Source organism: Tamlana sp. I1 (genome assembly GCF_015355625.1).
GTDB lineage: Bacteria > Bacteroidota > Bacteroidia > Flavobacteriales > Flavobacteriaceae > Pseudotamlana.
This window is the reverse complement of record NZ_JACLAF010000006.1, coordinates 69,062-91,639: the sequence shown is the minus strand read 5'-3', so window position 1 is coordinate 91,639 and position 22,578 is coordinate 69,062. Positions and strand designations below refer to the sequence as shown.

Annotated in this window: 18 protein-coding genes and 2 tRNA genes; 15 read left to right on the top strand and 5 right to left on the bottom strand. The window is 33.9% G+C overall.

All coding sequences use genetic code 11. The annotated features are described in order from the left end of the window. Nucleotides 1–13 precede the first annotated feature (13 nt). Nucleotides 14–544: an RNA methyltransferase gene (locus H6X70_RS06660; RefSeq protein ID WP_194766895.1), complete on the bottom strand. Its 531-nt coding sequence runs from the start codon at nucleotides 542–544 to the stop codon at nucleotides 14–16. A gap of 288 nt (nucleotides 545–832) precedes the next feature. Between H6X70_RS06660 and mutS the strand changes: the two genes are divergently transcribed. The 3 genes from mutS to H6X70_RS06645 all read left to right on the top strand — a co-directional run bounded on the left by mutS (nucleotide 833) and on the right by H6X70_RS06645 (nucleotide 3,727). Then, nucleotides 833–3,445: a DNA mismatch repair protein MutS gene (mutS, locus tag H6X70_RS06655; protein WP_194766894.1), complete on the top strand. Its 2,613-nt coding sequence runs from the start codon at nucleotides 833–835 to the stop codon at nucleotides 3,443–3,445. Nucleotides 3,446–3,543: 98 nt separating this feature from the next. After that, nucleotides 3,544–3,615, top strand: a tRNA-Gly gene (locus H6X70_RS06650). 28 nt (nucleotides 3,616–3,643) lie between these two features. Further along, nucleotides 3,644–3,727: transfer RNA gene (locus H6X70_RS06645), tRNA-Leu, on the top strand. Between the two features lie 422 nt (nucleotides 3,728–4,149). Here H6X70_RS06645 and H6X70_RS06640 read toward each other — a convergent pair. The 3 genes from H6X70_RS06640 to manD are packed head-to-tail and all read right to left on the bottom strand — an operon-like array spanning nucleotide 4,150 to nucleotide 7,097. Beyond that, nucleotides 4,150–5,037 carry an SMP-30/gluconolactonase/LRE family protein gene (locus H6X70_RS06640; RefSeq protein WP_194766893.1) on the bottom strand — a complete coding sequence of 296 codons (888 nt, stop codon included), beginning with the start codon at nucleotides 5,035–5,037 and terminating at the stop codon, nucleotides 4,150–4,152. A gap of 43 nt (nucleotides 5,038–5,080) precedes the next feature. Further along, nucleotides 5,081–5,860 (bottom strand): SDR family NAD(P)-dependent oxidoreductase, encoded by a 780-nt coding sequence (locus H6X70_RS06635; RefSeq protein ID WP_194766892.1) that lies wholly within the window; start codon nucleotides 5,858–5,860, stop codon nucleotides 5,081–5,083. 25 nt (nucleotides 5,861–5,885) lie between these two features. Next, a complete protein-coding gene (manD, locus tag H6X70_RS06630; RefSeq protein WP_194766891.1) occupies nucleotides 5,886–7,097 on the bottom strand; it encodes a D-mannonate dehydratase ManD in 1,212 nt (403 codons plus the stop codon). A 348-nt stretch (nucleotides 7,098–7,445) separates the two neighbouring features. On the opposite strand from manD, the gene H6X70_RS06625 reads away from it, so the two are divergent. From H6X70_RS06625 to H6X70_RS06610, 4 genes are all read left to right on the top strand, one after another. Beyond that, entirely contained in the window at nucleotides 7,446–8,348 is a 903-nt protein-coding gene (locus H6X70_RS06625; protein WP_194766890.1) for an AraC family transcriptional regulator, read from the top strand. 157 nt (nucleotides 8,349–8,505) lie between these two features. After that, on the top strand, nucleotides 8,506–8,769 hold the full coding sequence (locus tag H6X70_RS06620) for a helix-turn-helix domain-containing protein (protein WP_194766889.1): 264 nt from the start codon (nucleotides 8,506–8,508) through the stop codon (nucleotides 8,767–8,769). 3 nt (nucleotides 8,770–8,772) lie between these two features. Continuing rightward, on the top strand, nucleotides 8,773–10,035 hold the full coding sequence (locus tag H6X70_RS06615; protein WP_194766888.1) for a type II toxin-antitoxin system HipA family toxin: 1,263 nt from the start codon (nucleotides 8,773–8,775) through the stop codon (nucleotides 10,033–10,035). 239 nt (nucleotides 10,036–10,274) lie between these two features. Further along, nucleotides 10,275–11,858, top strand: a complete 1,584-nt coding sequence (locus H6X70_RS06610) for an aspartate:alanine exchanger family transporter (protein WP_194766887.1) — start codon at nucleotides 10,275–10,277, stop codon at nucleotides 11,856–11,858. A 12-nt stretch (nucleotides 11,859–11,870) separates the two neighbouring features. On the opposite strand, the gene H6X70_RS06605 is transcribed toward H6X70_RS06610, so the two are convergent. After that, nucleotides 11,871–12,485: a LamG domain-containing protein gene (locus H6X70_RS06605; RefSeq protein WP_194766886.1), complete on the bottom strand. Its 615-nt coding sequence runs from the start codon at nucleotides 12,483–12,485 to the stop codon at nucleotides 11,871–11,873. A gap of 409 nt (nucleotides 12,486–12,894) precedes the next feature. Here H6X70_RS06605 and H6X70_RS06600 point away from each other — a divergent pair, with 409 nt between their 5' ends. From H6X70_RS06600 to H6X70_RS06565, 8 genes are all read left to right on the top strand, one after another. Beyond that, nucleotides 12,895–14,388 carry an ankyrin repeat domain-containing protein gene (locus tag H6X70_RS06600; RefSeq protein ID WP_194766885.1) on the top strand — a complete coding sequence of 498 codons (1,494 nt, stop codon included), beginning with the start codon at nucleotides 12,895–12,897 and terminating at the stop codon, nucleotides 14,386–14,388. 6 nt (nucleotides 14,389–14,394) lie between these two features. Next, on the top strand, nucleotides 14,395–14,889 hold the full coding sequence (locus tag H6X70_RS06595; protein ID WP_194766884.1) for a DUF2271 domain-containing protein: 495 nt from the start codon (nucleotides 14,395–14,397) through the stop codon (nucleotides 14,887–14,889). A 12-nt stretch (nucleotides 14,890–14,901) separates the two neighbouring features. Continuing rightward, nucleotides 14,902–17,106, top strand: coding sequence for a PepSY domain-containing protein (locus tag H6X70_RS06590; protein WP_194766883.1), 2,205 nt, complete (start codon nucleotides 14,902–14,904; stop codon nucleotides 17,104–17,106). Nucleotides 17,107–17,117: 11 nt separating this feature from the next. Continuing rightward, nucleotides 17,118–17,477: a DUF6686 family protein gene (locus tag H6X70_RS06585; RefSeq protein WP_194766882.1), complete on the top strand. Its 360-nt coding sequence runs from the start codon at nucleotides 17,118–17,120 to the stop codon at nucleotides 17,475–17,477. 5 nt (nucleotides 17,478–17,482) lie between these two features. Next, a complete protein-coding gene (locus tag H6X70_RS06580; RefSeq protein ID WP_228530290.1) occupies nucleotides 17,483–17,845 on the top strand; it encodes a hypothetical protein in 363 nt (120 codons plus the stop codon). An 81-nt stretch (nucleotides 17,846–17,926) separates the two neighbouring features. Beyond that, the gene (locus tag H6X70_RS06575) at nucleotides 17,927–18,271 is read left to right on the top strand and encodes an MliC family protein (protein WP_194766881.1); all 345 of its coding nucleotides are present in this window, start codon (nucleotides 17,927–17,929) and stop codon (nucleotides 18,269–18,271) included. 279 nt (nucleotides 18,272–18,550) lie between these two features. Then, nucleotides 18,551–19,501, top strand: coding sequence for a T9SS type A sorting domain-containing protein (locus H6X70_RS06570; protein ID WP_194766880.1), 951 nt, complete (start codon nucleotides 18,551–18,553; stop codon nucleotides 19,499–19,501). 222 nt (nucleotides 19,502–19,723) lie between these two features. Beyond that, a complete protein-coding gene (locus H6X70_RS06565; protein WP_194766879.1) occupies nucleotides 19,724–22,081 on the top strand; it encodes a chondroitinase-B domain-containing protein in 2,358 nt (785 codons plus the stop codon). Nucleotides 22,082–22,578 lie beyond the last annotated feature (497 nt).

Genomic DNA, 22,578 nt, shown 5'->3' with positions numbered 1-22,578 from the left:
AATTAACAAGGTTTTAGTAACCTAATTTACTGAATAAATCCCAGGTTACAATCCCACAACTCACCGAAATATTTAATGAATGCTTGGTTCCATACTGCGGAATTTCGATAATAACATCGCTAGCAGAAACTACGTTTTGAGAAACACCTTTAACTTCATTTCCAAAAACTAGGGCGTATTTAGTATTTTTTTCAACCGTAAAATCATTTAACATGGTGGCGTTTTCGGCCTGCTCGATGGAAGCGACTTTTATGCCTTCAGATTTAAGTTTTTCAACCAAATCGATGGTGTTTTCAACGTATTCCCAATTTACGGTTTCGGTGCTTCCTAAAGCAGTTTTCTGGATGTCTTTGTGGGGCGGCGTAGCAGTAATGCCGCAGAGATAAATTTTTTCAATTAAAAAAGCATCACTGGTTCTAAAAACCGAGCCAATATTGTTTAAGCTTCGTATGTTATCAAGCACAATAATGATTGGTGTTTTTTCTGCTTCCTTAAACGCATCAACACTTAATCGGTTTAATTCGCTGTTCTTTAATTTACGCATTGAAAGTTGTTTTTTTATTTCCGCGAAAGCGAAAAATCTTATTATTATATATTACTTCTAGAACGAATAGCCTTGTATCTTATGGGATAGATGCTTAGAATACATTCTATAATTTGCACGAAAAATTGTTGAAATCTCATGCTAATTGTAAATAACTTGTAAGAGCACGATTTTAGTGAAAATCAAAATAATGCTACATTAGCAATCTTGCAACAGCGGCAAAAATAATACTTAAAAACAACAATACCATTGGTAGATTCCACTCTTCTGGGGAATGAAAACAGAGCTATGACGAAAAAAGCAAAAAAGGAAACACCGTTAATGAAACAGTACAATGCCATAAAAGCAAAGTATCCCGATGCGTTGTTGTTGTTTAGGGTGGGCGATTTTTATGAAACCTTTGGGGCAGATGCTGTAAAAACGGCTGGTATTTTGGGTATTATTTTAACTAAACGCGGGGCAGGAAGCGAAAGTGAAATTGAGTTGGCAGGATTTCCGCACCATTCGTTAAATACCTATTTACCAAAATTAGTAAAAGCAGGCGAGCGCGTTGCGATTTGCGACCAGTTGGAAGATCCAAAACAAACCAAAAACATTGTAAAACGTGGCGTTACAGAATTAGTAACTCCAGGTGTGGCACTTAATGATGAGGTTTTAATTTCGAAATCGAACAACTTTTTATGTTCTGTTTATTTTGATAAAAAAAACATAGGGATTTCGTTTTTAGACATTTCTACGGGCGAGTTTTTAACCTCTCAAGGTAATGCCGAATATATTGATAAACTACTTCAAAATTTTAGTCCGAGTGAAGTTTTAGTCTCCAAACAAAAGCGCAGTCTTTTTAACGATACTTTTGGTGAAGATTTCCATACTTTTTATTTGGAAGATTGGGTGTATCAAACCGATTATGCTTACGAAACCTTAACCAAACATTTCGATACGAAAACGCTTAAAGGTTTTGGTATTGAAGATTTAAAAGAAGGCATTATTGCATCGGGTTCCATTCTGCATTATTTGGGTGAAACTCAGCACAAAAAGTTGCAACATATCACGGCCATTTCTAGAATTGCTGAAGATGATTATGTGTGGATGGATAAATTCACCATTCGGAATTTAGAACTTTACAATTCTACAAATAACAACGCTGTAACGCTTTTAAATGTGATTGATAAAACCATTTCGCCAATGGGCGGAAGGTTGCTAAAACGGTGGTTGGCACTGCCGCTAAAAAATGTTAAGAAGATAAAACAGCGTCATGAAGTGGTTCGGTATTTATCGACTGAAGACGCTCAGCTTCAGAAAATACAGAATCACATTAAGCAAATAGGCGATTTAGAACGCTTAATCTCGAAAATTGCAACGGGTAAAGTCAATCCGCGGGAGGTTATTCAGCTTAAAAATTCGTTAGAAGCTATTGTGCCTATAAAATCTTTAGCTTCAAATTGCGAGAACGACTCCTTAAAAATTATTGGCGATACCTTGCAGGGTTGCGATGTGCTTCGCGAAAAAATAAAGGCGACGCTTAATGAAGATGCGCCTGTAAATATTTTAAAAGGGAACAGTATTGCGGTAGGGTTTTCAGAAGAATTGGATGAGCTTCGCGGGTTATCTAAATCTGGAAAAGATTATTTGGATAATATGCTGGCCCGCGAAAGTGAGCGCACAGGTATTACTTCGCTTAAAATTGCTTCAAATAATGTGTTTGGATATTATATTGAAGTTAGAAATACACATAAAGATAAAGTGCCGCCGGAATGGATTAGGAAGCAAACACTTGTAAATGCCGAACGCTATATTACGGAGGAGCTTAAGGAGTACGAAGCCAAAATTTTAGGTGCTGAAGACCGTATTCAGGCCATAGAGCAGCAGTTGTTTTCCGAGTTGATTATTTGGATGAGTCAGTACATAAAACCAGTGCAGCAAAACGCATATTGGATTGGGCAGTTGGACTGTTTATGCGGATTTTCGCAATTGGCAAAAGACAATAATTATGTGTATCCTGTTATTGATGAATCACACGATTTAGATATAAAAGAAGGGCGCCATCCTGTAATTGAAAAGCAATTACCAATTGGTGAAGCTTATATTGCGAACAACGTGTTTTTAGATCGTGAAGGGCAACAAATTATCATGATTACGGGGCCAAATATGTCTGGTAAATCGGCTATTTTAAGGCAAACAGCATTAATCGTTTTATTGGCGCAAATAGGCAGTTTTGTCCCTGCGGAAGCAGCGCGAATTGGTTTGGTTGATAAAATTTTTACTAGAGTAGGAGCCAGCGATAATATTTCGATGGGCGAATCGACTTTTATGGTTGAAATGAATGAAACAGCCTCTATTTTGAATAATATTTCCAACAGAAGCTTGGTGCTTCTCGATGAAATTGGTCGTGGAACTAGTACTTATGATGGGATTTCAATTGCTTGGGCGATTAGCGAATACTTACATGAGCATCCTGCAAAGCCAAAAACGCTTTTTGCAACGCATTATCATGAATTGAATGAAATGTGTGAAACCTTTAGCCGAATAAAAAACTTTAATGTTTCGGTTAAAGAGCTAAAAAACAACGTGCTTTTTTTAAGAAAACTGGTTGAAGGTGGTAGCGAACATAGTTTTGGAATTCACGTGGCAAAAATGGCTGGTATGCCGCAACAAGTTTTGCATCGTGCCAACATGATTTTGAAGAAATTGGAGAAGTCGCATTCCAGTGAAGAGCTTACCGATAAGGTAAAAACGATTCATGACGATATGCAACTCAGTTTTTTTAATTTAGACGACCCATTACTTGAAAATATTAAAGAAGAAATATTAAATACTGATATTGATACACTTACACCTGTGGAAGCGCTTATGAAATTGAATGAAATTAAGCGTATGTTGGGCAAGAAAAAGCAAGTTTAAAAATAATTTAATTTATTTTCGAAAAAGGCTTTGGTATTTGCATAAAAGTTTTAAATTTGCATCCGCAATAGCGATATTGCTTAGTTCATTAAAAGACTGCGAAAGTAGCTCAGGGGTAGAGCATCACCTTGCCAAGGTGGGGGTCGCGGGTTCAAATCCCGTCTTTCGCTCTGAAACTTTCTTAAAATATACCAAGTTGCTGAAGTGGTGGAATTGGTAGACACGTTGGACTTAAAATCCAATGTCCATTAGGACGTACGGGTTCAAGTCCCGTCTTCAGTACTAAAGCCTTATCTTTTATTAGATGAGGCTTTTTTTATTTAAATACTTCAAATACATTTTTTCTGTTTTTATCGTTTTTTATTAAAATGATACGTGCAAAATTTATTTGTGCTTAGTTTGTTTGATTTTAGTATGGAATGATTCCGGCGAGGTCTAAAAAGTATACCAGACATCATCATATTGAGGTTCCAGAGATATTTTTAACTGATTGCTAATCAATAATAGTTTCTGCAAGTTTAATCTGATAAATCAAATTTCGGATCAATCCTAATTGTTGTGTTTATGCAAAAATTGTGGTTAATCTGTAAAGGAAGAATTCTATATTTTTGACTCCTCTAAATTGACTTCTGAATGGTTTAATTCCTGCCTGCCAGCAGGCAGGTTAGCATTAAAAGGGGTTAGAAACAAAAGTTAGGTTAGTTTCAAAGAAGACGACTCGAATTCCTCTTTTTTCCTTTAGAATCCGTTTTAATCAATAAATTTCTTCCTGATAATGGGTATTTCAAAATGTCTTCAGCACTCATAACGAGTCTAGAAGACGTTATAAGTAGGTGGTCCAAATTGGGACCGCCAAAACAGCAGCTTGTAGGGTAGGGAACAGGTAATATGATATCTTTGATTTTTTTACCCTTTTCATCAAGGTGAACTATTTTGCCGCCGCCCCAAAGTGCAATCCAAAAATGATCATTGACGTCTATGGTCATCCCATCTGGAAATTCGTTATTGTTAAATTGAACATGAATGCGTTTATTTGAGAGCGCGCCAGTATTCATACTATAATCATATGCGAACATGCAATGTTGTTCTGTATCTATCATATAGAAAGTAGTATTAGCCTTGTTCCACCCCATGCCATTTGGTATGGTAAGCCTTTCTTCTATAAGATGTATTGAATGGTCTGTATCTAGTCGATAGAGAGCTCCTTTTTCTCGCTTACCGTTCCACTCCATCGTTCCTGCAAAAAAACGTCCAACAGGATCTATAGCACCATCATTAAACCGAACATTTTTATTATTAATAATAGGGGAAGGCTCAATAAGATTAAAAGTATGTTTTAATTCATTATAGATGCCAAAACCATCTCTTGCGGCTATAATTATTTGATTGTTATCATGTAAAGCAATAGCTCCAACAGCTTGATCTATAGTGTGAATGTCTACCTTCTTTGTTAACCATGCTCCTTTTTGAATACGCCCCTTTAACAAGTCAACCCAGTAGAAAGTTTCAGTTTCGCAATCCCAAATAGGACCTTCACCATGCTCGCAGGTGTACTCGAAAATGGGTTGGACATCAAAGTGTTCTTTTTTCATAATTTATTTAAGTTTAAAAAAAGACAAAATAAATAATTAGGAATTATTCCTGTATACTGCCATCTATTAAAATGCCAATTCCACCATCACTTCTAAAAGACTGACCAGTGATATTAGCCGAATCATCACTACATAAAAAGGCAATTAATGATGCTATTTCTTCTGGTTTAGCAACGCGCTTCATTAAATGCATATCCAAACATTCATCCATTACCGCTTTAGGGTCTGGAGATTGTTCTAGGGCCCATGCAAGCATTGGTGTATCAATGGTACTGGGGCAAACGGCGTTGCATCGTATATTTGGTGCATAATCAACAGCAATACTTCGTGTTAATCCTAGTATAGCGGTTTTAGAAGTCACATATGGGGCTACCTTTTTCTGACTCATGAAAGATTGAGCGCTTCCTACATTAACGATAGCGCCCTTTTGTTTTTTTAACATGGATGAAATGGCATATTTAGCACATAGAAACTGTCCTGTAATATTTACACCCATAATGCGATTCCATTCCTCTAGTGTCGTCTCATGAACAGGAGTATAGGCAAGTATACCGGCATTATTTACTAGATAATCAACGCTTCCAAAGGTCTGTATTCCTTTTTCAAAACAATTTTTAACTGAAGTTTCATCGGCTACATTGCATTTTAAGAAAAGGGTTTTAGCACCTAAATGTTCTTGTAATTTATGTCCATTATCCTCGTCCATGTCTAACATGATAACGTTAGCACCCTCTTTAACAAATAATTGCGCTGTTGAAGCGCCAACACCTCCTAGTTTAGAGGCTCCTGTTATTACTACTGTTTTATCTGTGAATCGTTGCATATTGTAATTCGTTTAAAGTTACTATTTACCAGCTATGAAGCGTACCGTCTTCAAGTCTATTTACGGGTAAATATGCTTGTTTATATTGGTGTTTTTTTGCTTTTTCGAAATCCATGTCTATACCTAAACCAGGAGCCTCACTCATGGTGAAGAATCCATTTTTAAAATCATGTGAAAACTTAAAGACTTCCATGGTTAGATCTGCATATCCCATATATTCTTGGATTCCAAAATTATTTATTGCAGTACCAAAGTGTAAGCATGCAGCTAAGTTAATTGGCGATAGATCTGATGGCCCGTGACACCCTGTTTTTATATGGTATAAGCCGGCTAATGATGCAATTTTTAACATGGGCGTTATGCCGCCTCCATGAGCAATAGTCATACGTATATAATCGATCAGTTGATTAGTAATCAAGTCTTGACAGTCATAAATAGTATTGAAAATTTCTCCTACGGCCAAAGGCGTAGAGGTGTGTTGGCGTAAAAGTTTAAAACCTTCTTGTAATTCTGCAGGAATCGTATCTTCTAACCAGAACAAGTTAAAAGGTTCTAATTCTTTACCAAGTCGTGCAGCCTCAATGGGGGTTAATCTGTGGTGTGCGTCATGTAGAAGGTGTAAATCATCTGAAAATGTTTCCCTAACTTTTGAGAACAGTTTAGGGATGTAGTTTAGGTACTTAGATGTGTTCCAACTTTCTTCTATTGGTTTCTGACCAATGATTGCAGGTTCGTAAGATTTTTTGTCATTAGAAATCCCATAAATATCTTTCATCCCTGGAACCCCGGACTGTACACGAACTGCTTGGTAGCCTTGCGCCACTTTTTCTGCTACTTTATCAATGGTTTCTTCCATATCCCTCCCTTGGGCATGGGTGTAGGCCATTAGTTTTTGCCTGCTTTTACCGCCTAGTAATTTATAAACAGGAACATCTAAAGCTTTGCCTTTTATGTCCCATAAAGCCATATCTATGGCTCCAATTGCCGTCATGTTTACAGCGCCTCTTCTCCAATACACTCCACGATAAAAGTAATGCCATATATCCTCAGAATCAAAAGGGTCTCTACCTATCAAACAAGGTATGAGGTGTTTTTCTAAATATGTCGCAACAGCAAGTTCTCTGCCATTTAAAGTAGCGTCACCTAAGCCATAAATACCTTGATCCGTTTCTATTTTAATAGTAACAAAGTTTCTCCCTGGAGCACAAACAATAACTTCAGCCTTAATAATTTTCATATCAATAATTAATATTTATAAGCGTTTTTGGAATATCGTTTTTTAATAGTTTAATCAAATTTGTCAAGATTCATTATTGCTTTTAGTTAACATGATAGAATACCGTTACTTACGTGTCTTTAAGTTTTGTTGCACAAAATAGAAGCAAAGCCAGAGGTATTCAACGTCAAGTATTTTATAATTACTTCAACAGCAAAAGTGTATCGATTTTTCAGACTTATCACCTATTAAAATCATTTACCAATATTATTTAATATTATTTGTATTTACTTGCTATAAATTAGTCAATTTTTATACTATCTTGTCTTTTTGTTTATACAAAGTATTTAAAAAGATAATATTAGATAAATGAAGCCAGAACTTATAAGGCATCAAAAAGCAAATAAAAAAGCTGTTTTGTATCAAAATATTGAGGTGCCATATTTTGAATTTCCATGGCATTATCACCCTGAATTAGAATTAATTTTAGTAATACAAGGGCATGGCACTCGTTTTATAGGGGATAGTATTCAAACTTTTGAACCAGGAGATTTAGTTTTATTAGGAAAGAATGTTCCTCATCAATGGAAAAATTCAAGTTCTCACTATGCGATTCCCTCTAAGTCAATGGCGAAAGCTATTGTTGTTCATTTTGAGGAGAATTTTCATGGATCTGATTTTTCAGCATTATCTGAAATGAAATTTCTAGATTCTATTTACTCTAAAGCATTACGAGGTATTAAAATTCAAGGTCATGCCCATAAAGAAATCTCTAACACGTTGCTCAGGATGAATGAGCAAACTGATTTTAAACGTGTGTTATGTTTATTTAGTATTCTAAATATTATAGATAAATCTGAGCATTGTGAATATTTAGCTAGTGAAGCATTTGCAAGACAATTTTTTGAATTTAAAGACCAAAGATTTAATACGGTTTATCATTATATAATGCAAAACTTTCATAGAACTATACGTCTTGCAGAAGTTGCTTCCTTAGCAAACCTTTCACCGACTACTTTTTGTAGATTTTTTAAAAAACATACAGGTAAAAGCTTCTCGTCTTTTTTGAAAGATCTTAGAATAAGTTATGCTTCGAGACTTCTGATTGAAGAAAATCATGCGATTGAACAAATAGCATATATGTCAGGCTATCATAACATATCGAATTTTATTAAGCACTTTAAACAACTTAAAAAAATGACGCCTTCTAAATATAGGAAAGCAAATGAATATCTTGTTAGTTATAGTTATAACCTTAATAAATCAGATTAGTTTCTCGTATCATATTCACTTATATTTTAGCCAGCCTCGTGTTTTTAAATCAAAATAAAATCAAGCTTTAATTCATTATGTAGAATTTCTTTTAAATGTTTATTATAATACACATTTTGTTTATTTTTAGTATATTTGTGTATTATAATAAACAAATATGATTAATCCAATCACAATTAAAGATGTAAAAATGAAGCTAGGTGACCTTTGTAAAAAGAAAAGGCAAAGCTACAATATGTCGCAAGAGGACCTTGGGGAAGCTTTGGGCTTGTCCAGGTATACCATCCAAAAATTTGAGAATGGTAAAAATGCGACCTTAGATACGGTCTTGAAAATTGTTAATCATTTTGGGTTACTACCAGCTATTACTAAAGAAATAGATAGGGAAATAGCGAATCAAGATAACATTTCATTGTATTAATAGATGGCCAGAGATAAAATTATAGCTGTTTTTGCTTTTAACCAAGAGATTGGAAAGTTGGGTTATGACATAGATCAGGGTAAATCATTTTTTCAATACAACCCTGAGTTTTTAGAATCTGGCAAATATTCAAAACTCTTTCCTTTTATATTTAAACGCAGAAAACCAGTGCAGGTTTTTACCGAATTCCAAAAGGAGACTTTTCAGGGTTTACCTCCAATGATAGCCGATTCGCTACCTGATACTTTTGGAAATATCATTTTTCAAGAATGGTTAAAAGTGCGTGGGGTGCAAAAAGTAACACCATTGGAGCAGTTGGCTTATGTCGCAGATCGCGGTATGGGCGCTTTAACGTATAGACCTATAAAAGAATTGCCTAAAACATCAACAGTAAACATCGACGAGATTATTAGCATCTTAGAAAAGGTTTTAAAATTAAAAGCAGATACAACAGGTAACGCTCTCGATGAGCTGTCTTTACTTAACGTTTTTAAGATGGGAACTTCAGCAGGTGGAGCAAGACCAAAAATCCTTATTTCAGAACATAAAATATCAGGAGAAATTATTGCAGGTGATAGCGTGGTAAGTGAAGACTATAATCATTATTTAGTAAAACTACATATTGATGATGCTGATGGGTATAATAAAGAACAAGTAGAATATGTTTATTATTTATTAGCGAATGAAATCAATATCGATATGATGCCCTCAAAGCTTATTGAAAATAAACACTTTGCTACACTTAGATATGATAGACAAAATGGCGAAAAACAGCATGTGTTAACCGTAACTGGGTTAACAGGGTGGGACTTTAAAAGCCAACCAGAAAACTCTTCTTATGAAAATGTTTTTAAAGTGGCCTTAGAATTAGAAGTGCCGCACAAAGATTTACAACAATTGTTTAAACGTATGATTTTTAATTTGGTATTTAAAAATGTAGACGACCATTTAAAAAACCATAGTTTTATCTATAGCAAAGAAAGTAATAGGTGGAATTTATGCCCTGCATACGATTTAACCTTTGCTCTTAATCCGTTATTTACATTCAAAGCAACCTCTCGGGCTTTATCCATTAATAATAAGCGTTCTTCAATAACAATTAAAGATGTTCTTGCCGTTGCTGATACGTTTTCAATAAAAAATCCTAAAGGAATTATTGATGAGGTTCAAGCTTTAATACCTCGTTGGACCATACTGGCAACAGCCTTAGAAATACCAGATCATATTATTAAAGCTATTCAAAAGGAAATAAAGAATTTAGAATAAAGTTATTAATGCTGTCTGAAAAGCAAACTTGATGTTATAATTTAGTTTGGTGAAATATTTTTAAATGATGGCTAATCAAAATTGGTCTCGATAAGCTGATAAATTTTCTTCAAAAATAATACCTAAAACGCTTTATTTAGAATCTCAATAAGTTAACGATTTTCCCGAATTCTTTGGACTTTAAATTCGCTTAAAACTAATTAAGTGGTTAAATTTGTAGGACACCAAAACTTGATCTTATGGGGCTATTTTCTAACAGTTATTTTGTGTTGTTTTTAATTATAGCAATTGGTTTTATAATAGGCCGCATAAAAATAAAAGGGATTTCTCTTGATGTTTCAGCCGTAATCTTTGTCGCCTTAATCTTCGGGCATTATGGGGTTCAAGTTCCAAAAGACTTTCAGTATATCGGTTTGGTGCTTTTTATTTTCACCATAGGTATTCAAGCGGGGCCTAGCTTTTTCGAATCTTTTAAAAAAAACGGACGTGAATTGGCGGCTTTAGCAGCAATTCTAATAGGAAGTTCGGGGGTTTTAGCCTTTGTTGTTTTTTACTTCTTTGGTGTCGATAAAAATTTAGTTATTGGTTTGTTAAACGGCGCTTTAACTAGTACACCTGGTTTAGCTGCAGCCATCGATGCAACCGACTCGCCATTAGCTTCTATTGGTTACGGTATTGGCTATCCGTTTGGGGTTATTGGGGTGATTCTTTTTGTTAGTTTTTTACCTCGTATTTTAAAAGTGAATTTAAAGGACGAAGAGAAAAAATATAAAGATGAAGTCTCTGCAGGTTACCCTGAAATTTATAGAAAGCATTTTGTGGTTGAAAATGAAAATGTAATAGGAAAAACATTAGGCCAATTAAATGTGCGTTTCATGACCAAGGCGGTTATTTCACGAATTATGCAAAACAATGTCGCCATTGTGCCAGAACCAGAAATTGTTTTTCATAAGGGCGATGTTATAAAAGCTGTTGGAACTAGCGATGCTTTAAAGCGTATTGAACTGTTAATTGGATCTGAAACAGATCAAGAAATACCTTTGGAAGCTAATTTCGACATCCGTTCTATTTTAGTAACCAATAAAGAAGTGGTTAAAAAAACCATCGGACAATTAAATACTTTAGAAACTTACCATGCTACTATTACGCGCATTATTAGGTCTGGAATTACCATTTCGCCTTCGCCATCTTTTCAATTGCAATTTGGTGATAAATTAACGGTTGTTTGTCATAAAGCCAACATGAAGCATGTAACTCGTATTTTTGGAGACGATACCAGCAAACTTTCAAGTGCTGATTTTTTACCTATTGCTGCAGGAATCATTTTAGGAATTTTAGTTGGAAAAATAAGTATTAATGTCGATTCGTTTTCATTCAGCTTAGGGCTTACAGGAGGTATTTTATTAGTGGCGCTTATTTTAGGAAGAACTGGTAAAACGGGTCCTATTATGTGGACCATGACGGGTGCTGCTAACCAATTGCTGCGTCAATTTGGATTACTTTTCTTTTTAGCTGCTGTAGGAACAAGCGCTGGGTCTAGTATGGTTTCTACTTTTCAACAGTTTGGTCTAGAATTGTTTATTTATGGTATTATAATCACCTTGGTACCCATGATTATTACCACAATTATTGGCAGAACCTTCTTTAAATTAAATATGCTGACTTTGTTAGGAACCTTAACGGGAAGTATGACCAGTACACCAGGATTAGCTGCGGTTGATAATTTAGTAGATACCGATGCGCCCTCTGTGGCCTACGCAACGGTTTATCCTATTGCGATGGTTTTATTAATTGTTGTGGTTCAAATATTGAGTTTGGTATAGCGCTAATTTTCATTAAAAACCTACAAACGCTTTCGGCCCTATGGCTTTTGGGGTTACTTTTACTTTGTAAATACTGCCTTTAAACCAAGAGCGTTCGTTTAAACGTACACCAACAGAGCTTTTTCCTGTGTTTATGGGCTTGAAATTAAAAGCTTGTGTTAATTCCAATTCGCCGTTTACATAGGTGCGTAACTGGTTTTTAGTTACTACAAAAGCCACATGATGCCATTGGCCTAAGCGGTGGGTTAGGCTTTCATCCAATAAGGTTTTTTTAGCGTCTCCAGATTTAGCAAAAGCATCAAAATACCAATTAGAATCTACGGCTCGAATTTCTAAAAGAATACGATCTCCAGAAACTTCTCCAAAATGAACAATGCGTTGTTCAAAATCGCCAGTTTCAGAAGGGTTAAAAATCATTTCAATAGTAAATTCATCTAAACCAGTTAAGGGCATATTATTAAAAAAGAAAGCATCGTCCTTGCCATTAAAGAATACCGCGTCTCCCAATGGAGATTCTATTACTTGAGGGTTTCCACTAATTTTAATAGCCTTGGGTTGGGCTTTCAAAACTTCGGCTAAAATCCATTCGGTAATTCCTTTTTCTGATTTTTCACTTTGTGAATTCATGACAAATGAGCTACATACATGTAGGGTCACGAACAATATTGTTTTTAAAGTATTAAATGACATGTTTTAAAATTTGTTGTTTCGTTAAAGATCTTTAAAATAGATTCTCTTTCAAACTTATAGCTGTTAAAAAGCTTTTTTTAAATAAACGCTTTTCCGGTATTAAATAAAACAGAATAGGTTTTAGTGAAATTTAATAAGGTATCTTCTTCGTGTTTTGTTGCCTTCATTGCTAGTTTTTTTCAAAATAATACTTCAAAAAAAATATAAAAAAATACGCTAATATTATTTTTATTTAGACTCATTCTACATAAATTTGCGCAAATTATTTTATTATTTAAATTAAATCTAAATAGTATATGTTATTGTGATTTAATGATATTAAAACCTCAACCATTCATAAAAAAATATGAAAACACAAAAATTAGTAGTCATCGCCCTTTTGTTAGCAAACGTAGTGCTAGCACAAACCAAAAATGTCTTTTTAGAACGCGATTTCTGGAAAGAAAACCCATCTTTAGAACTCATCGAGCAAAAAATTAAAGAAGGCAATAGCGCTACCGAAGCCAATGGCGGTGGATTTGATGCTGTAACCTACGCCATTTTTGGAAAAGCTTCATTAAAAGTTATAAAACATTTGCTTGCCATAGAAGGAAACGATGTAAACAAGCTAACTCACGATAAACGTACTTATGCGTTTTGGGCATCGAATAGCGGAAATTACGAATTGCTTCACTATTTAATAAAACATGGTGCGAATTTAGAATTAAGAGATGCTCACCATTATTCGGTTTTAACTTTCGCAGCTACTGCAGGAATTACAGATACAAAAATTTACGATTTATGTATTAAAAGCGGTATCGATGTTAAAACAGATACGAATGAACATGGCGCAAATGCACTGTTATTACTAATGCAACATATAAAAACCTTCGAATTGGTTGATTATTTCACCGCAAAAGGACTTACTTTAAATGATGTTGATGAGGACGGAAACGGGGTTTTTAACTATGCCGCCAAATCTGGAAATAAAGAGATGGTAGCTTTATTGCTAGACAAAAACGTACCGTATAAAACGTTGAATAAAAAAGGTGAAAACGCTTTGTTTTTAGCAACAAGAGGCTCTCGTAGAAGTCAGAATTCTTTAGAATACCTTAAATATTTAGAAGGTTTAGGTTTGGAAGCAAATTTAACAAACAGCGAAGGCCAAACACCACTTTTTAATTTAGCGTCTGGGAATAAAGACTTGGAAACCATAAAATACTTTTTAAGTAAAGGTATTGATGTAAATCAAGTTGATGCAGCAGGCGATAATGCTTTAATAAGAGCTTCAGGAAGAAATTCTTTAGAGATTATTGAGTTGTTGGCTTCAAAAACAAAAAACATTAATCACACCAATAAAGACGGGCGTTCTGCTTTAATAAATGCGATTAATAACACTCCAAAAGTGGTATCATATTTACTTCGTAAAGGTGCCGATGTTCAGGTTGTAGATGCTAAAGGAAACAATTTAGGGTATTATTTACTGAAGAGTTTCAACGCTAAAAAAGAAGCCGATTTTAATGAGAAATTAAAAGATTTAACCGCTAAAGGGCTTCAAATTAAAAATGCTCAAAAAGACGGAAATACCCTGTATCATTTAGCTTTAGATAATAGAAATGCTTTAGAGTTATTAAAAGTAGTAAGCGCTTTTGGTGCCGATATAAATGCTAAAAACAACAATGGTTTAACGCCGTTACATAAAGCCGTAATGCAGGCTAAAGATGTAAAGGTTGTTAAATACCTTTTAAGTATTGGTGCTAATAAAGAAGAAAAAACAGATTTTGATGAGTCTGTTTACGACTTAGCTCAAGAAAACGAATACCTTCAAAACCATAACATAGATATTAATTTTTTACAATAATTAACGATGCGTAGAAACACAATTTTTAAAATATTTCCAGTTTTCATTTTGGTCGCTTTCAGCTTATTTGGGTTTAAATCGATTACGGAAACTTCAACTTATAAATGTATGATTCAAATGAAGAATTATACAGGCGAAGGGGCTTACATCGCCATTTCATTATTAAATCCGAAGGGCGACTATGTAAAAACGCTTTACGTACAGGGTGATGATGATGAGTGGTATTCTGATATTACCGAATGGTGGCAATTTCACGGTAAAGTAAGAACCGATATTGATGCCATTACAGGTGCTACGGTATCTGGTGGCGGACGCAGTATTAGCGTTATCGCTATTGAAAATGATAAAATTGATGCTGGCTATAAAATTCGTTTTGAATCGGCTGTTGAAAATCAAGAATACTACAAAGATGATGTGGAATTCGAACTTACTTCAGCATCAGTTAAAAGTAAATTTGAAGGCAACGGTTTTATCCGTTATGTACGTATGATGCCTCAATAAAATTTAATAAAAATGACTATTTCTATATGGAGGTATAGCCATCTTGTTTTGGCTATAGCTTCTTCAATATTCGTATTATTAGCCTCTGTAACGGGCATTATTTTAGCGTTCGAACCGATTTCCAATCAGTTAAAACCCTATGCGATTGAACATGCAGAAACGCAGCCACTTTTAAAAACCATAGCGCTTTTACAGGCAGAATACGATGAAGTAATAAGTGTAGAAATAGATCATAACGATTTTGTTTTAGCCTCTGTTTTTACAAACGAAGGTAAAAGCGAAACGTTTTACATAAACCCTTTTACGGCGAAAAAAATAGGCGATGTTATTGAAAAAGAACCCCTTTTTAGGTTTGCAACAAATTTACACCGTTCGTTATTTTTAAAGTCTACAGGGCGTTTCATTATTGGTTTTGTATCCCTTTTACTGCTTTTAATGGCAGTAACTGGGTTGCTTTTAATAGCTAAGCGACAAGGTGGTATAACACGTTTCTTTTCAAAAATTGTTAAAGAAGATTTTAATTCCTATTATCATATCATAATTGGGCGTTATGCTTTAATTCCAATTATTATTATCACCATTACAGGGGTTTATTTATCCTTAGAAAAGTTTTCATTACTTCCAGAAGATAAAATAGCGCATCAATTTAAAGATGACATGTCTCTTGCTTCCGAAAAGTTAGATGTTTCAGATTTTATGGTTTTCAATAACATCACATTAGATGCTGTGAAACGTGTTGAATTCCCGTTTTCTGATGCTATTGAAGATTACTATTTCGTCAAGTTAAAGGATCGCGAGTTGTATGTGAATCAATACAGCGGCAAAGTAGTGAGTAACCAAGATTATGGTTTAATTTCTAAAGCCTCCAGTTGGAGTTTAATTTTACATACAGGGCAAGGCTCTATTCCTTGGTCGGTGGTTTTACTTTTAAGCTGTTTTGGTATTTTGTTTTTTATCTATTCGGGCTTTGCCATGACGTTAAATCGTAAAAAGAATAACATTAAAATTAAAAACACCTTTAGTAAAGATGTTGCCGAATACATCATACTTATAGGCTCGGAAACAGGCAGTACATTTGCTTTTGCGAAGTCTTTATGCAACGCTTTAATTGCTGAAGGGAAATCGGTTTTTGTATCAGAATTAAATCAATATTCAACCTATAAGAACGCCGCTCATTTGGTGGTATTAACCGCTACTTACGGCGATGGAGAACCGCCTACAAATGCCAGAAATTTTGAGAAATTAGTGCTTCAAACACCGCAAAATAATAACCTTCAATATGCCATAGTTGGTTTTGGTTCGTTAGCTTATAAAGGCTTTTGTAAATATGCCATTCTTATAGATAGCATGTTACAGGTTAATCAAAAATTTATCCCCAATTTACCACTTCATAAAATAAATAATCAATCGTTTAGCGAATTTAATTCCTGGGTACAATCTTGGGGAGCAAGCAAGAATTTAAGTCTGCAAGTTGAAGCGCCAGAGCGAAAAGTGCCTTCAAAAAAAGCAAAACAATTTAAAGTTGTAAAACGTACGGAACTAAACAGCGATCCTTCTTTTTTATTAGAATTGGAACCCGTAGAAAAGACAAAATTTACTTCTGGCGATTTACTGTCTATTACGCCTAAAAACGACGACTTGCCAAGGCAATATTCCATTGGGAAAGTAGGTGGAAATATTATTTTGAGCATTAAAAAGCATGAATTTGGCGTTTGCTCCAATTATTTAAATAACCTTAAAGTAAACGATAGTTTATTAGCGCACATCGACCAACATAAAGATTTTCATTTTCCTAAAAAGGCTAAAGAGGTGGTTATGATTTCCAACGGAACGGGTCTGGCACCATTTGTTGGTATGATGAATGCCGAAAAGCAAAACCATGTGAAAAGCTATTTGTTTTGGGGCGGTCGTACCTGCGATTCCTTTAAAATGTATGCGCCATTTGTAGATAAAGCTTTTTATGCTAAAAATTTATCTGGACTTTATGTGGGCTTTTCACAAGAAGAAAGTCAGAAACGTTATGTTCAGAATTTAATTTTAGAAAAGCAGGATTTGGTAGCTCGTGTATTAAAAAATGGTGGCATAATCATGATTTGTGGTTCTGTGGCCATGGAAAAAGGCGTGAAGCAAGTTTTAAACCAAATTACGCTGCAGCAATTCGACAAACCATTAGAGGTTTTCCAGGGTAGAAATCAAATAAAAACCGACTGTTATTAAAAGAATGGCCTATGTGTAACAATCATATTAAAGTATTATCGAAAGTTAAAAGTGGCGAATTATCCTTGTGTATTAAATGTCAGGTTTATCATTTGGAATTCAATAATATCTATCTGGAACTCAATAAAAATGAATTCATGCAGTTTAAAAACTACTTGAATACTATTGAAATTGACTATTGGGAACATAAGTATGCCTGTGCCAAGGTAAAGCGGAAAATACCCATTCCTTCCATGCAAAACAATCTGGTTTTAATGTTTAAACGGCAAGAAATATACGAGTTAAAAAGGCTTTTTTCGGGGATTAAAACCGATGTGTTTTCAGCCCATTTGGATATTACTGATATTGACTACATGTTTATTTTAAACTAATAAGCATGGACGATATAAATACTATTTGTTATAACGATTTTGGAATTGCTTTTCAATGGAAAAGAAGCGCTGCAAAAGACTTTAATAAAGTACAATTAGTATTTAAAAACACAGGTTTATTTTTAAATCAGCAGGAACTTATTCAGTTTTCTAAAAACATTGAGCGCGCCTTAATTAAAACCCAATCTTTTGCTGATGGCGCCAAGACTAATACTTCCGAATTATTTTTATTAGAAGGTCCAAATCCGCAAATAAGTTTCGCCATGGATGTTTCAGAGCTTAATAATCTTCAGGATTTACTAACCATGACTTTGTTTCAATTGGGTTTAGATTCGCTTCTTAAAATGAAAAAAATAATATGTAAATAATTGATTATTAATATTTTATGCTTTTTTAATCAGTTTTAATTTTTTAACTTTACAAGAAGTGAAGTTAGAACGCTTTCAAAAATGAAAAGTCAAGCATACTTATTATACCTATTTATAGGGTTTAGTTTAAACACTTGTGTATTTCATGAAAAAGAAGCAACAGAAACAACACAGTCTCAAATCTTAGAAAAAGCCACCGATGAAATTGTTACAAGCAAGGTGCTTGACAAAAACGGCAATGTTTTAGAAATGTTTTTTAATAACACCAAAGGTTATGTTATTTTAAAATTTGAAGGTAAAACATTAAAACTACAACGGCTACGTACGGGCTCGGGCATTTGGTATAAAAATACCTTATACGAGTTAAGGGGAAAAGGGAAACACCTAGAATTAACTAAAGGAACTGAAACCGTATTTAAAAGTTAAAATTTTCTTCATTATATATATGGTGTATAAAAACTTTAGGATTACAATATTTCATTAAAACAAACTCATTTCATTAAGTCGTTAGAAACCTATATAATATAGTACTGATTTCCAGACTCAATTTTATACTACTTTTTTGTTTTTATTCTACTAAAATCAAATTTTAACATATAAAAATTTGGAGGACTCGAATTTATACCTATATTTGGAACACCAGTTTGGTAAACCAATTTGGTTTTCCAAACGAAAAACTAAAAATTAACACTAAAACTAAATTTTATGAAAACAAAATTACTTTTAAACAAAAAATCTTATGCATTTAGCGCGCTTTTTGCTTGCGCAATGTGCTTTAACAATGCGGGAGCTCAAACGAACCTTGTTATAAATGGAGATTTAGATGCGCATACAGTTGATGTCAATGATAATGCTGATACATTTGATATGACACCGCCTAGTTCGGTAGATGGGGGGACTGCTAGTCCATATAAAGCACTTTGGGACAATGGTGATTTGGATGCCTGGTTAGAAAGTTTTTATGGTGATGACAGTGAGCAGCCGGGATCAACCAGTGATGGAACTTACCAAAATGGTGTTAAAACTAGAGGTATTAAATTGGGTGAATCTAGTCGTCGTTTGTATCAAGTAGTAGCTGTGACTCCAGGTAAACAGTATGTTTTTTCGGTAGACTCTAGGTCTGAAGCTGAAAATGTTAATACTGAGTTTTTTATGTTAAATCAAGAAATTACTAGTGAAGATGCACTTTCGCATGATGGAACTATGGTTGATGGGTATTTACATATTACTAACGATTTTAATTCAAGTAAAGGTGATGAGACAACTAATACTTTTACTAATAATTCATTAACTTTTACTGCTACAGCTAGTAAAGTCGTTATTTATGGTAGAGCTCCTCAAGCAATTAGTAGTAGTTATGAAGTGTTTTATGACAATTTCATGCTTTATGAAGATGCTACAGCTTCTGTTGATGATCATTTTGCTTCAGAATTCGCAATCTATCCAAATCCAGTAAAAGACATTTTAAATATAAAATCTAAAAACATTGAAATCTCAGCAGTAAGTATTTACAATCTGTTAGGTAAAAATGTTTATCAAAACAATCAATTTAGTAGTAGTAGCGTAATTGATTTGTCTAGCTTAAATAAAGGAGTTTATCTTCTTAAAATTGAGGTTAGTGGTAGAACGCTAAGTAGAAAATTAGTAGTTCAATAAGTAGTTGTTTAGTTATAAAAAGGCCTTTTAGTAAAATAAAAGGCTTTTTTTGTATTAAATGAAGTTGGGATATAATATTTAAATAGATCGCCTTATTTGTGTTCTAGGATAATATTTATAATCCCTTTTTATTATTTATATGGAAACAGTTGTGTAAACAGCTGGTAATTAATAACTTGTTGATTGTGTTTTTACAAAAGAATAAACTATAATTAAATAAGAATGAAAAAGAAACAAATTAATAGCGTACCGCTTAAATTAAAAAAACAAGCTTTATTGGTTTTAGCAGTTTTGTTTTTAACTGTAGGCTGTAAAGAAAAGTCTTCGGGAGTATTAGCTTCAAAAGTAACTAATAAGGAAGAACTTAATACAGCGTTAGATAAAGCGGCACCAGGCGATGTTATCGTTTTATCAAACGGCGTATGGAAAGATGTTCAAATTAAGTTCAGGGCTAAAGGTACTAAAGAACAACCTATTGTTTTAAAAGCAGAAACAGCTGGAAAAGTTTCTATTGAAGGCGAATCGTATTTAAAATTAGGTGGCGAGTTTTTGGTTGTTGAAGGTTTACATTTTAAAAATGGTCATTCACCAAGCAGCTCTGTTATCGATTTTAGAATTAACGAAGAAGAAATTGCTTTTAACTGTAAAGTCATCAATTGTGTTATAGAAGATTTTAACCAATTACACCGCGATGAAACCGATTTATGGGTACAGTTTTGGGGAAGACACAACGTGCTAGAGCACTGTTACATCGCTGGGAAAACCAATCGTGGTCCAACAGTACGTGTGAATCTTGAGGGCATTGAAAGCATGAATAATTACCACCAAATTGTAAACAATCATTTTGGTCCACGTCCTAGAAAAGGGGGGGCAAGTGCCGAAACCATCCAAATAGGAAATAGTTTTACCTCTATGGCACCAAGTTATACCATGGTAAAAAACAACCTGTTTGAAGAGTGTAATGGTGAAGTTGAAATTATTTCAAGTAAAACCAATTTTAACGAGTTTAGAAATAATGTGTTTTATAACAGCGAAGGATCTTTAGTAACCAGACACGGAAACTATTGTATTATCGATGGTAATTATTTTATTAACGATAGTGGCAACACAAATGTTGGCGGAATTCGTATTATAAATTCAGGACACTGGGTTACAAACAACTATTTTTTCAACATAAAAGGGGCTAGTTTTAGAAGTGCTTTAGCGGTGATGAATGGTATTCATAAATCACCTCAAAACAGATACAACCAAGTTACAGATGTTGTCGTGGCGTATAATACTTATGTTAATTGCGATTCACCTTGGCAATTTGGAGTGGGTACAAATATCAGTCAGAAAGATGTATTGCCTGCTTCTGAAATCAGATCTGCAAGAGCCATTAGAACAACTTTAGCCAATAACATTATATATAATGAGGTAGGCGATGATTATCCTGTTTTCGAGCATGATAAAGCCGATGGCGTAATTTTTAAAAGCAACGTTATCGATAATCAAGGCGTGGTCTTTAATAATTTTGATGGCGGTATTGAAGCAGCTTCGTTAGAGTTGAAAAAAATATCGGATAATATTATAATTCCAACAGGGGTACCAAGTTCTGTAGTGCCTTATGAAGGTTTCGATTTTAATACCATTACTACCGATTTATTCGGCAATTCTAGAGCCAATAATAATACCATTGGAGCGGTTGTAAACCCAGATGTTGCCAACCCAAATATTTTGGATAAATCGAAATACGGAACCGATTGGTATTCTAATGTTGTTGAAGTTAAAGAGGCAACAACGCATACGGTTTCTACGGTTGAAGAACTTCAGCAAAAAATTGATGCTGCCCAGTCAGGTGATATTATTACTTTAAATAAAGGTGTTTATCAATTAAACACAACTTTAAAAATTGCTAAAACAATCACCATCCAATCTGATGCTAACAATAAAGCAGAAATTGTTTTTTCTCGAGCAGGAGCTTCACCAGCGTTTGAGTTAAATCCTAAAGGACTTTTAACTTTAAATAATATTGTTTTAAAAGGAAATAACGAAAATTATGCTTTCGCAACGCTTAAAGAAAACATGTCGAACCATTTTGGTTTAACGGTTTCAAATAGCGATATCAGCGATTTTGCATACATTTTAAAAGCCTATAAAGAGTCTTATGCAGAAACCGTTACTTTCGAAAAAACAAGTTTTGCTAATTGCGAAAATGGTATCGAATTATCGGAAGAAACAAATGATAAAGGCGATTACAACACCGAATATTTAACCATTACAGATTGTACATTTAATGCAATTAAACAAAATGTGGTTGATTATTATAGAGGGGGTTATGATGAGTCTACTATTGGAGGAAACCTATTAGTTTCAAACAGTACATTTACCAACTGTGGTCAGTATGAAGCTAATAAAACCCTTTTAAATCATAGAGGTATTGTGAATGTAAATATTACAGGAAACACTTTTAAAAACAATCCAGTTAAATTTGTGTCCGTATTATGGGGCGCTAAAAATAACGAGGAATCAAATAATACTTTAATCAATTCTGGCGAAATTAAAGTTCAAGAGAATTTAGAGATGAAACTTATGTATTAATCTTTAAAAGTATAATCGAATACATTTTTAGGTTTTGTGTTTATCTTCGGATTTATGCAAAACCTTTTTTTGTGAGTAAGAATTGTCTTAATGCGTTTTTTCGATGATTAACTTGTCTCAGAAAGGGAGTAAAAATTGAATTTTTAGGCATTTATGATGCTATTTTTTAATAGAATGATTAAAAACTAGCCATAAAACTGTTGTGTTTTATTGATGGAACTAAAATGTTTTTGATGCTGATGAATCCTTCGAAATAATACTCAAAAGCAAACGCATTTCAAAAGCAATATAACGAAGGAAAAAACTTTGATTTTTTTAAATAAAACTACATAATCAAGAATTTCATCGGATTCATTTCTGGTTTACCAGTAAAAATCACGAACGAATATTCTTTCTTTATTGAGTCGGTAATTTTCAGTTTGTAACTCCTATAAAGCATTTTTAAACTTGTTTTTTTTATATGTTTTAATAATCGTAATTATTATTTAAATAGGTGT

Coding starts and splice junctions, on each gene's coding strand:
- H6X70_RS06660 (WP_194766895.1), bottom strand. CDS start 544: ATGCGTAAATTAAAGAACAGCGAATTAAACCGATTAAGTGTTGATGCG.
- mutS (WP_194766894.1), top strand. CDS start 833: ATGACGAAAAAAGCAAAAAAGGAAACACCGTTAATGAAACAGTACAAT.
- H6X70_RS06640 (WP_194766893.1), bottom strand. CDS start 5,037: ATGAAAAAAGAACACTTTGATGTCCAACCCATTTTCGAGTACACCTGC.
- H6X70_RS06635 (WP_194766892.1), bottom strand. CDS start 5,860: ATGCAACGATTCACAGATAAAACAGTAGTAATAACAGGAGCCTCTAAA.
- manD (WP_194766891.1), bottom strand. CDS start 7,097: ATGAAAATTATTAAGGCTGAAGTTATTGTTTGTGCTCCAGGGAGAAAC.
- H6X70_RS06625 (WP_194766890.1), top strand. CDS start 7,446: ATGAAGCCAGAACTTATAAGGCATCAAAAAGCAAATAAAAAAGCTGTT.
- H6X70_RS06620 (WP_194766889.1), top strand. CDS start 8,506: ATGATTAATCCAATCACAATTAAAGATGTAAAAATGAAGCTAGGTGAC.
- H6X70_RS06615 (WP_194766888.1), top strand. CDS start 8,773: ATGGCCAGAGATAAAATTATAGCTGTTTTTGCTTTTAACCAAGAGATT.
- H6X70_RS06610 (WP_194766887.1), top strand. CDS start 10,275: ATGGGGCTATTTTCTAACAGTTATTTTGTGTTGTTTTTAATTATAGCA.
- H6X70_RS06605 (WP_194766886.1), bottom strand. CDS start 12,485: ATGAATTCACAAAGTGAAAAATCAGAAAAAGGAATTACCGAATGGATT.
- H6X70_RS06600 (WP_194766885.1), top strand. CDS start 12,895: ATGAAAACACAAAAATTAGTAGTCATCGCCCTTTTGTTAGCAAACGTA.
- H6X70_RS06595 (WP_194766884.1), top strand. CDS start 14,395: ATGCGTAGAAACACAATTTTTAAAATATTTCCAGTTTTCATTTTGGTC.
- H6X70_RS06590 (WP_194766883.1), top strand. CDS start 14,902: ATGACTATTTCTATATGGAGGTATAGCCATCTTGTTTTGGCTATAGCT.
- H6X70_RS06585 (WP_194766882.1), top strand. CDS start 17,118: ATGTGTAACAATCATATTAAAGTATTATCGAAAGTTAAAAGTGGCGAA.
- H6X70_RS06580 (WP_228530290.1), top strand. CDS start 17,483: ATGGACGATATAAATACTATTTGTTATAACGATTTTGGAATTGCTTTT.
- H6X70_RS06575 (WP_194766881.1), top strand. CDS start 17,927: ATGAAAAGTCAAGCATACTTATTATACCTATTTATAGGGTTTAGTTTA.
- H6X70_RS06570 (WP_194766880.1), top strand. CDS start 18,551: ATGAAAACAAAATTACTTTTAAACAAAAAATCTTATGCATTTAGCGCG.
- H6X70_RS06565 (WP_194766879.1), top strand. CDS start 19,724: ATGAAAAAGAAACAAATTAATAGCGTACCGCTTAAATTAAAAAAACAA.